This window comes from Candidatus Electronema sp. JC (assembly GCF_048287365.2).
Lineage (GTDB): Bacteria > Desulfobacterota > Desulfobulbia > Desulfobulbales > Desulfobulbaceae > Electronema.
The window spans coordinates 20,887-29,757 of sequence record NZ_JBLWEM020000064.1; the positions used below are offsets into that span (position 1 = coordinate 20,887).

Below are 8,871 nucleotides of genomic sequence, written 5' to 3' on the forward strand. Positions count from 1 at the left end.
GTCGGAAAAAATTATTTCAGCCAATCCCAATGCCATGTTATGCCGATGCTGCCGTCTGCGAACCCGCTGTCATGCTGCAAGTTTGAACGCCATGGGAAACGGGTGCCGCCATAATTTTTGTACGCTATTGAGAAATATTTGCCACGCCAAGCAAGCTCATAGGTGTAGTCAGGATCCCAAGGCTGCTGCGCGCCGCTGTCGTCGAAGTAATGAAAAAATGTGAAGCTCAGATGCAGACTACGGTACAGCGGAACACTGAAGCTGATTTTTCCCCGTATTTTGTCATGACCATCCTCCTCGACAGTAGTGTAAAGCGGAGAATAAATCATGCCCGCAGTGCAGCTTATTGCCCGTTCCGGTTCAATCAAAAATGGTCTGGCAATAAAATCCGGCACTGGCAAATTCCAAGTCAGACTGTAGCTGCCCCGGTCATACTGCTCAGAAACGTCGCTGATAGATCTGTTGCCGGTGTAATTGCTGTAGACCAAGCTGAATGTGTAAGGCCGCCAATCTTCATAGCCGAAGCGGTACACGAAGTCAGGCTCCCATTCATCCTGCTCCTCCTGCTCAGTGTAATAATACAGAACCGTTTCAGCGAACCAATATCCTAACGGAGTGAATTTTACACTGGTGTTCAAGACCGGAAAGTATCCGTCCCCGCTGTTTCTCTGGGCAAGAGAAAAACCGGCATCGCATGACAATTCCTTGTTCACCCTGCTGTCTGTCGTGCTTTCCAGCCATTCCTTTGCAGGAAAATCGAATGATTTTGATGCTCCATCAAATATTCTCTTTAATTCTTCCTCCATTTCATCTGCTTTCACTCCGCCTGCTGGTTGAAAGAAAAAAGCTGTTGCAAGCAGCACTGCTTTTTTCAGTGAAATTTTCATCAGCAGCTAAAACATGCTTTCTGACAAGAATTTGTAATAGATATTTTCTGTCATTTTGTGATCAATATCAACTATATGCTCACGCTCAAAAATAAGATCCCAGATGAGCCAAGGCAGCTTGTAATATTCCCTGCCTCCTGTGTCAATAGAATTTTTTCTGTTGATCAGAATTGCGATATTCATTTCTTGATCTAACTGATACTGTGTTCCATCCCACAAAATAGGCGGCAGATGATCACTGACAATGCAGATGATTGAGTCCGGGTCTATCTCCTGCAGCTGCCTTATGTAAGATGCAAGAGCCTTAGTTCTGTAGAAAAACTGATTTGCTATCTTGCGAACGCGCTCGTCCTCATGTTCAACTTCGACCACATCGGGATGCTCTTCCCGAACGGTTTCGTAAGGAAAATGACCGTACATTCCTATCACATAGTTGAACAGCATCCCTTTTTTCTCTTCTTTGAACTTTTTGACCTTTTTCAGATTGTATGCAAAAACATCCCCATCAAAAATAGGAAGATACTCTTTCACTGAATCAAATTCATCTATTTCTTTTAAAAAGGTCACGTCATTGAACCCTATACTTCTGTATGCCTGCTTCGCATTGAAATAACATGAACTTGAGGCGATGGTGGCAACAGCCTGATATCCGAGATTCTTCAGCCGCTGCACAAAGCTGCTGGCCCTATTGCCCATCATCACATTGAAATCAACGCTGTCCACTTTAGCAAGAGCAGGTATTCCTGTCAGCAGCTCAAATTCAGCCTGCGCAGTTCTCCCTCCATAAACTGGAGATTTAACTAATGAAAAAATTTCATTCTCCAGCAGAAATGGTTTCAGTTCTGGAGAGAGCGGCGAGATATTGAACTTGACATTTTTCAGCAGCCTTGGATCAAGAAAACTTTCAAGAACTACAAGATGGATATTTCTCAAAAAATATGTTTCGACATTCAAAAAATCAGGATAGAGAATATTATGAATATTTATAGATTTCGACTCTATTTTCATAGAAAATTCTTCTAAAGTTTCCCTGTTTTTCTTCTCTTGCAAGCCGTAATAGATAAAACTTGCGACCCTTCCGTTGCTTTTAATTGTCCTCTCTTGCGACCAATCAATATAATTGAATTTTTCAACAAGAAATACCCTTACGGGTGAAAAATAAAATATCGAAAAAATAAAGACTAAAATTAAAATCCTTTTTAACACAGAGAAAGAGAAAGTTTTTAAAGAATACTCGTCCGCTATTTTTGCATGCAGAAAAAAAGACGTCAGAGGCAAAAGAACTATAAAGAATAATATAACAGAATAACCTGCCAGAGGAGAAAAATCCATTACCGTATTGATATTATATAAATCAGAAGGGTGAGGAGATCTCCTGAGAAAACTGTAGAAAATATCAAAAAATATATAGAACGAAAGCAGAGGGAAAAATGGAAGAATAAACTTGAATACAACTCCTTTCGCCCTTCTGCAAAAAAAGACCGAACTGATGATTACCAGCAAAGGCAGTTCAAGTGTAAATATCTGATAATCAAATGGATCGGTGTCCAGGCCGCCTATATCGACCCACCACGCTGACATTTTGCTGTAGGCAAAGAAAATAAGCAGCAGCGCAGCCAGATATCCAAAGCCGTTGACAACAGCGGAACAACGAGGGTGCTTTTTCATTGTAGGCAATTAATTGGTTCAGATTTGTTCACCCCCGCTCTGTTGCCAGCCAAAAGGAACTGACCGCAGTCATCGTCTGCGCAATAAGGAGTTTTGTCCTTAAAAAAGCACAAATCGACCGGTCTGTCATCAGGAAAAATGCGTACAGCTTCTGCAAAAAAAAACAGAAATAATTGCAATTGTTTACACACAAGAAGACTCATCCCAGCAGCAGGCCGTTGGCGAAGCGGGTGGCCGGGCCGATGATGCCGCCGAGCACGCCCGTGTAGGAGAGCAGCAGCACGAGCAGGAAGCCGTATGGCTCCATCCGGGCGTAGCGGAGGGCCGCGTCCGGGGGCAGCAGGCCCATCAGCACTTTGGAGCCGTCTAACGGCGGAATGGGCAGGCAGTTGAAAACCATCAGCATGATGTTGATCCAGACCGAGGCTGCCGCCATGTTCACCGCCGGGACAAGCAGGCTGATGAGCCAAGGCGAGGCGGGCGGCAGCAGAAGCAGCAGCTTGACCGCCAAGGCGCTGGCCAGGGCCAGCAGCAGGTTCGCGCCTGGCCCGGCCAAGGCCACAGCCAGCATTCCCTTGCTCGGATTGCGGAAATAGGCCGGATTAACGGGAACCGGTTTGGCCCAGCCGATGCTGATGAGAAAAAAGGCTATGGTGCCGAAAGGATCGAGGTGACTGAGCGGATTCAAGGTCAGGCGGCCCTCGTTTTTCGCGGTCGGGTCGCCCAACCGCAAGGCGGCATAGCCGTGCGCCAGCTCATGCAGAGTCAGGGCGAAGAGGAAGGGCGGCCCAAGAATGAGAAAATTCAGCAGGTATTGCTTGATGTCCATCGTGTTCTCGCAATGATGAAGGAAGTGCGGCGTTCAGCTCTGCCCCAGCCCCGGCAGCACTGGAACCGCTGGCGCAGCCTGCTTCGGCAGGCCGGTAATGTCCGTGACCTTGCGCACCGCCCGCTCGCTCACCCGTTTGCCCTGCGCCGCCTCGCCTTTGATCAGGTGCTCGTCAAAGTCAATCTCCAGCGCATTGCTCCGCGCTCTGGCTGAGGGCACGAGACTCACTTTCGCCCGCAAGCCCTTCTCTCCCACCAGCAGCAGCTGAATCACCGACCGATTGTGCTCCTCAAAGAGGCGGTAGTCCTTGTTAAGGATGAACTTAGGCGTGCGGAAGCGTTTGACATAGCTGAGGTTGAGCGCGCCTGACCGGTAGATGAGGTTGAAGACCAGCTCCTTGCGCACCGGCCCCATCCAGAGCAGGTCCGGGCCGACAAAGAGCTTGTCCGGTGCCGGGATGACCTTGTAGAGGCCGTCGCGGAAGATAAGCAGGATGCGGTCCAGCTCCGAGCAGGCGGCGGACAGGCCGTCTTTGCCTTCCTCCGCGCTGACCTTGTAGCCAAGGAAGCCCGACTCGCGCTGATAGACAAGCTGCAAATTGCTCAGAGCCGCCTCGCGCGCATCCACTTGGTCGAAGGCCTTCAGCTCGCTGCGGCGGGGGAACATCGGCCCGTATTTGTCGAGCAGACCTTGCAGATGCCTCTTCGCATAGAGCGTCACATCCTCAAGGTGCTTGTCAATGGCGGCGACGCTCCGCCGCAACTCCTCAATCTCCTTGCGCTGCTTGTTGAGGTCATAGCGGGAGATGCGCTTGATGCGGATGTCGAGCAGGCGTTCGATGTCCTCCTTGCCCGGCTTGCGGATCAGCCGCCCGGCAAACGGCTCCAGAGCCTGCCGCACCGCGTCGTTCACTGCCTTGGAGCTGCTTTCCTCTTCAATCTGCTTATACAGCCGCTCCTCAATGAAGACCTGCTCCAGCGTGGCCGCGTGGAGCTTATCCACCAAACGGCCACGCTCGATGCGCAGCTCCTGCTCCAAGTCGCGGCGCAGCTTTTCGGTGTTGTGCCGCAGCACCTCCTCCACGCCCATGATGCAGGGCATGTTATCCTTGATCAGCACTAAGTTAGGAGAAACACTCAGCTCGCAGTCGGTGAAGGCGTAGAGCGCGTCCAGCGCGTCTTGGGCGTACATGCCGCGCGGCAGCTTGATCTCCACCTCCACCTTTTCAGCGGTGTAGTCGCTGATCGAGGCGATCTTGATCTTGCCCGCTTTAGCCGCCCGCTCGACCGATTCAATCAATGCCTCTGTGGTCAGGCCCGCAGGCAGCTCAGTGACGGTAATGGTCTTATCGTCGCGCAGCTCTAAGCGCGCCCGACAGCGCAGGCGGCCATTGCCGCTCTCGTAGCTGGAAGCGTCCACGATGCCGCCGCCGGGAAAGTCCGGGTAAAGCGTGAAGTCCTTGCCGTCGAGGCAGTCTATCTGCGCTTGCAGCAGCTCGCCGAAGTTGTGCGGCATGATCTTGGTGGCCATGCCCACCGCGATGCCTTCCGCGCCCAGCAGCAGGAGCAGCGGCAGCTTGGCAGGCAGTGTCACCGGCTCCTGCATCCTGCCGTCGTAGGAGTCCACGAACGCGGTCAGATCAGGATTGAAGAGCGTCTCGCGGGCCAGCGGCGTGAGGCGGCATTCAATATAGCGGGCCGCTGATGCCTGGTCGCCAGTGAAGGTGTTGCCAAAGTTGCCCTGCCGGTCTATCAGCAGCTCCTTGTTGGCCAGATTGACCAGCGCGGCGAAGATGGACTGGTCGCCGTGCGGGTGCAGCTTCATGGTCTCGCCGACCACGTTGGCCACCTTGTGATAGCGCCCGTCGTCCATGTTGCGCAGCGTCTGCAAGATGCGCCGCTGCACCGGCTTCAGGCCGTCGTCTATGTCCGGGATGGCCCGCTCGCGGATGACGTAGGCGGTGTAGTCGAGGAAGTTGCGGTCAAAGAGCCGGTGCAGGCGGCTTTGCGGCTGATCGGGTGTCTTGTCGTTGGCCATAGGTGATGGGTTGATATATGACGGGCCGCTCCTGCCATCTTGTTGTGAGCAGGAGCGTTCAAGGCGGACCGATGCAGTGAAGCTCGGTTTGCCCTTATCTTGGCAGCTTTTCTGATCCGCCGCAAGGCTTCTTCTTTGCCCATGTCCTTATTTCCGCTTCGCGCTGTTTCCCGCCACCCTGCGGCTCACAGCCCGCGCCGCCGCATCAGATTTGAGACGAACCGATTTTCAGAAAGCGACGGCATGATGAAAAAACAGATTGACATTTCTTGCAAAGACATGGTAAGAAATTTTACTCAGTCAGTTTCATTAACAATTGAGGGCCAACTTGTGAAAAAAAAGAAGCCGCTGCTCCTTGCCGTGCTCTTGTTCTGTTTCCTGCTGTCCTCAGCGTGGGCTGGCAATTCTGGCAGCTCCCTGCTGCGCATCTTCATGATGATGCAGCTGGGAGGAAAAGCCGCCGCGCCCAAGGTATCTCTCAGCGCAGCCCCGGCCACGATCATGCTGGGCCATGCTGCAACCTTGAGCTGGACCAGCACGAACGCGGATACCGTCAGCATGGACAACGGCATTGGCGCGGTTGATCTGAACGGCTCCCTGTCTGTGCAGCCGACCACGACCACAACCTACACCATCACTGCCGCAGACGCAAAAGGCTCTGCGACGGACAGCGTCACAATCACTGTGCTTCAGCCGCCCACGGTCTCTCTGTCTGCTGATCCGGCCTCCATCGCCGCAGGCGGCAATTCGACTCTGACTTGGACCAGCACCAATGCGGATTCCGTGAGCATTGACAACGGGATTGGCACGGTTGATCTCAACGGTACGAAAAGCGTTTCTCCCACAGCAAAAACAACTTACACCATCACTGCCACTGGTGCGGGCGGCACGGCGACCGATACGGCCACGGTTGAAGTGCTGCCTGCTGATGCCCCTGCAATCAGCATTTCTGCCGCCTCGGAGAGCATTGCCGCTGGCAGCTCCACCCAGCTGTCCTGGCAGAGCAGCAATGTTGACAGCGTTCATATTGACAACGGGATAGGTGCGGTTGCAGCAAATAATTCCCGCAGCGTCACGCCTGATCATACCACGACCTACACCATCACCGGTTCAGGAGCCAAGGGCACGGTCAGCGCGCAGGTGACGGTGCAGGTGACTGGCAATCCGACAGAGCAGCCGGAAGGCTCGTATGGTGAGCAGTATGGCGATCTTGTCCCGCCGGATGCGACCGTTGCTGAATACGATGCCAAGCGGTTTGCTTTGATTACCGGCTTGGTGCATGATCTGCAAGATGCGCCGCTGGCCGAGGTGCGCATCACGGTGCATGGCCATCCTGAATACGGCACGGTGCGGACTGATGCGGAGGGCCGGTTCAGCATTCCGGTGGAAGGCGGCGGCACCATGACCATTGCCTATAAACGGGCCGGTTTCATCACCTCGCACCGGCAGGTCTATGTGCCGTGGAATGACATTGCGGTTGCAGAAACCGTGCAAATGCTGGCTGAAGATTCGGCGGCCACGCAAGTCACCTTTGACGGCAATCCTGCAACCGTGGTCACGCATACAAGCACGCTGGTCACTGACGAGTTTGGCAGCCGCTCTGCGACCATAGTTTTTCAGGGCGACAACAAGGCGTATTTGGTTGATGAGCAGGGCAAAGATGTGCAGGAATTGACGACCATCACGGCCAGAGCCACGGAGTTCAAGACGCAGGAATCCATGCCTGCGGTTTTGCCGCCGAATTCCGCCTACACCTACTGCACGGAACTGTCCGTGGATGGCGCGGCACGGGTGCGCTTTGACAAGCCGGTGACGCTCTGGGTGGACAACTTCCTCGGCTTTAAGATGGTCAGCGGCGAGACCGTGCCAGTGCCGGTGGGTTATTACGACCGGGATCGCGGAGTTTGGGTGCCGTCTGAAAACGGCATTGTGGTCAAGCTGTTAGATACGGACAGCGACGGTGTTGTTGATGCCTTGGATTCGGATGGCGACGGCCAACCGAATGATCTGAACAGTGACGGCTCCTTTGCCGATGAAGTGATTGGCTTGGAAGATGCGAGCCGCTATGCGCCGGGAAAGGAATTCTGGCGGGCAGCTGTCACCCATTTCACGCCGTGGGACTGCAACTGGCCTTATGGGCCGCCGGAGGGGGCGACCGAGCCGAGTGGCAAGGGCACGCCTGATATTGAAACACCTGTAGATGATGCCAATAACGGGATGTGTAAAGCCAACACGGACTTTATCAACTCCTACGTCAAAAAACGGGGCCGGGTATTTCATGAAGATATTCCGATTCCGGGAACCGGCATGACCCTGCATTACGCCTCCAATCGGGTGGACGGGTACAAACAAGTCATCACGGTTCCGGCCAGCGGCGACACGGTGCCGGACAGCCTGAAGAGCATCATTGTTGAGGTGAAGCTGGCAGGCCGCACACTGACGAAGACTTTGGAGCCGCTGCCGAACCAGCAGGCGCAATTTGTCTGGGATGGTTTGGATTATCTGGGACGGGAAGCAGGAGCTGTGGAAGCTGATGTTGCTATTGGCTTTGTTTATGATGCGGTGTATTACTCAGCCGGGAATTTCTCCAATGCCTTTGCTCAAGCTGGCAGCGATGTTACCGGTATCCGGGCGCGGCAGGAGGTTACTTCTTGGCAGCGTTCTCAGCTCCCGATTACCGCAGAAAGAGATGCGGGACACGGAAGCATAGCTGAAGGCTGGACTCTGTCTGATCATCATATCCTTGGCATAGGTGCAGAGTACCTTTACAAAGGGGATGGCTCAATTCTGGAAAGAAACTCTAAAATCATAACAACAGTGGCTGGCACTGGCGTTTGGGCTGACAATATCGACAACATTCCGGCAACTGAGGCCAGTCTCGGTTATTCAACAGGAGTGGCTGTAGATCAGGCAGGAAATATCTTCATCGCCGACAGTTCCAAGAGCAGCATCTACAAGGTTGACACTGCTGGCATTCTCCACATAATTGCAGGCAACGGCTCTTATGGCTCCAGCGACGATAACGGCGACAATGGTCCGGCAACTGAGGCCAGCCTTTATGAGCCAAGAGGAGTGGCAGTAGATCAGATTGGAAATGTCTTTATTGCAGATACTTATAACAATCGCATTCGCAAGGTGGATACTGACGGCATTATCACCACATTTGCAGGCAATGGTTCTGAAGGCTACAACGGCGACAACATTCTGGCAACTGAAGCCAGCCTTGATCACCCAACAGGAGTGGCGATAGATCAGGCTGGAAATATCTTCATCGCCGATAGCAACAACTATCGCATCCGTAAAGTGGATATTATAGTCAAAGCAGTATAAAATGACTACACTGTGCGTATGGCATACTCAATAGATTTTCGTCGGAAGGTTTTGGAGATCAAAGACCAGGACAGCCTGAGCTTTGAAGAGACGGCTCTGCGTTTCGGAGTCAGCAAATCA

5 protein-coding genes are annotated in these 8,871 nt (G+C 53.0%); 1 reads left to right on the forward strand and 4 read right to left on the reverse strand.

Translation table 11 applies throughout. From position 1 onward, the window contains the following. Nucleotides 1-11: 11 nt before the first annotated feature. The 4 genes from ACNKH3_RS11340 to ACNKH3_RS11355 form a co-directional block, all read right to left on the reverse strand. Nucleotides 12-638, reverse strand: a complete 627-nt coding sequence (locus tag ACNKH3_RS11340) for a hypothetical protein (protein WP_420209320.1) — start codon at nt 636-638, stop codon at nt 12-14. Nucleotides 639-893: 255 nt separating this feature from the next. Continuing rightward, nucleotides 894-2,555 (reverse strand): sulfatase-like hydrolase/transferase, encoded by a 1,662-nt coding sequence (locus ACNKH3_RS11345; RefSeq protein ID WP_420209321.1) that lies wholly within the window; start codon nt 2,553-2,555, stop codon nt 894-896. Between the two features lie 199 nt (nt 2,556-2,754). Continuing rightward, a complete protein-coding gene (locus ACNKH3_RS11350; protein ID WP_420209322.1) occupies nt 2,755-3,384 on the reverse strand; it encodes a site-2 protease family protein in 630 nt (209 codons plus the stop codon). 33 nt (nt 3,385-3,417) lie between these two features. Next, entirely contained in the window at nt 3,418-5,421 is a 2,004-nt protein-coding gene (locus tag ACNKH3_RS11355; RefSeq protein ID WP_420209323.1) for a DNA topoisomerase IV subunit A, read from the reverse strand. A gap of 330 nt (nt 5,422-5,751) precedes the next feature. Between ACNKH3_RS11355 and ACNKH3_RS11360 the strand changes: the two genes are divergently transcribed. Then, a complete protein-coding gene (locus ACNKH3_RS11360) occupies nt 5,752-8,751 on the forward strand; it encodes a carboxypeptidase regulatory-like domain-containing protein (RefSeq protein WP_417917092.1) in 3,000 nt (999 codons plus the stop codon). The last annotated feature ends 120 nt before the right edge of the window (nt 8,752-8,871 follow it).

Excerpts from the sequence above, each read along its gene's own strand:
- ACNKH3_RS11350 (WP_420209322.1), bottom strand. The coding sequence starts at position 3,384 with ATGGACATCAAGCAATACCTGCTGAATTTTCTCATTCTTGGGCCGCCC.
- ACNKH3_RS11355 (WP_420209323.1), bottom strand. The coding sequence starts at position 5,421 with ATGGCCAACGACAAGACACCCGATCAGCCGCAAAGCCGCCTGCACCGG.
- ACNKH3_RS11345 (WP_420209321.1), bottom strand. The coding sequence starts at position 2,555 with ATGAAAAAGCACCCTCGTTGTTCCGCTGTTGTCAACGGCTTTGGATAT.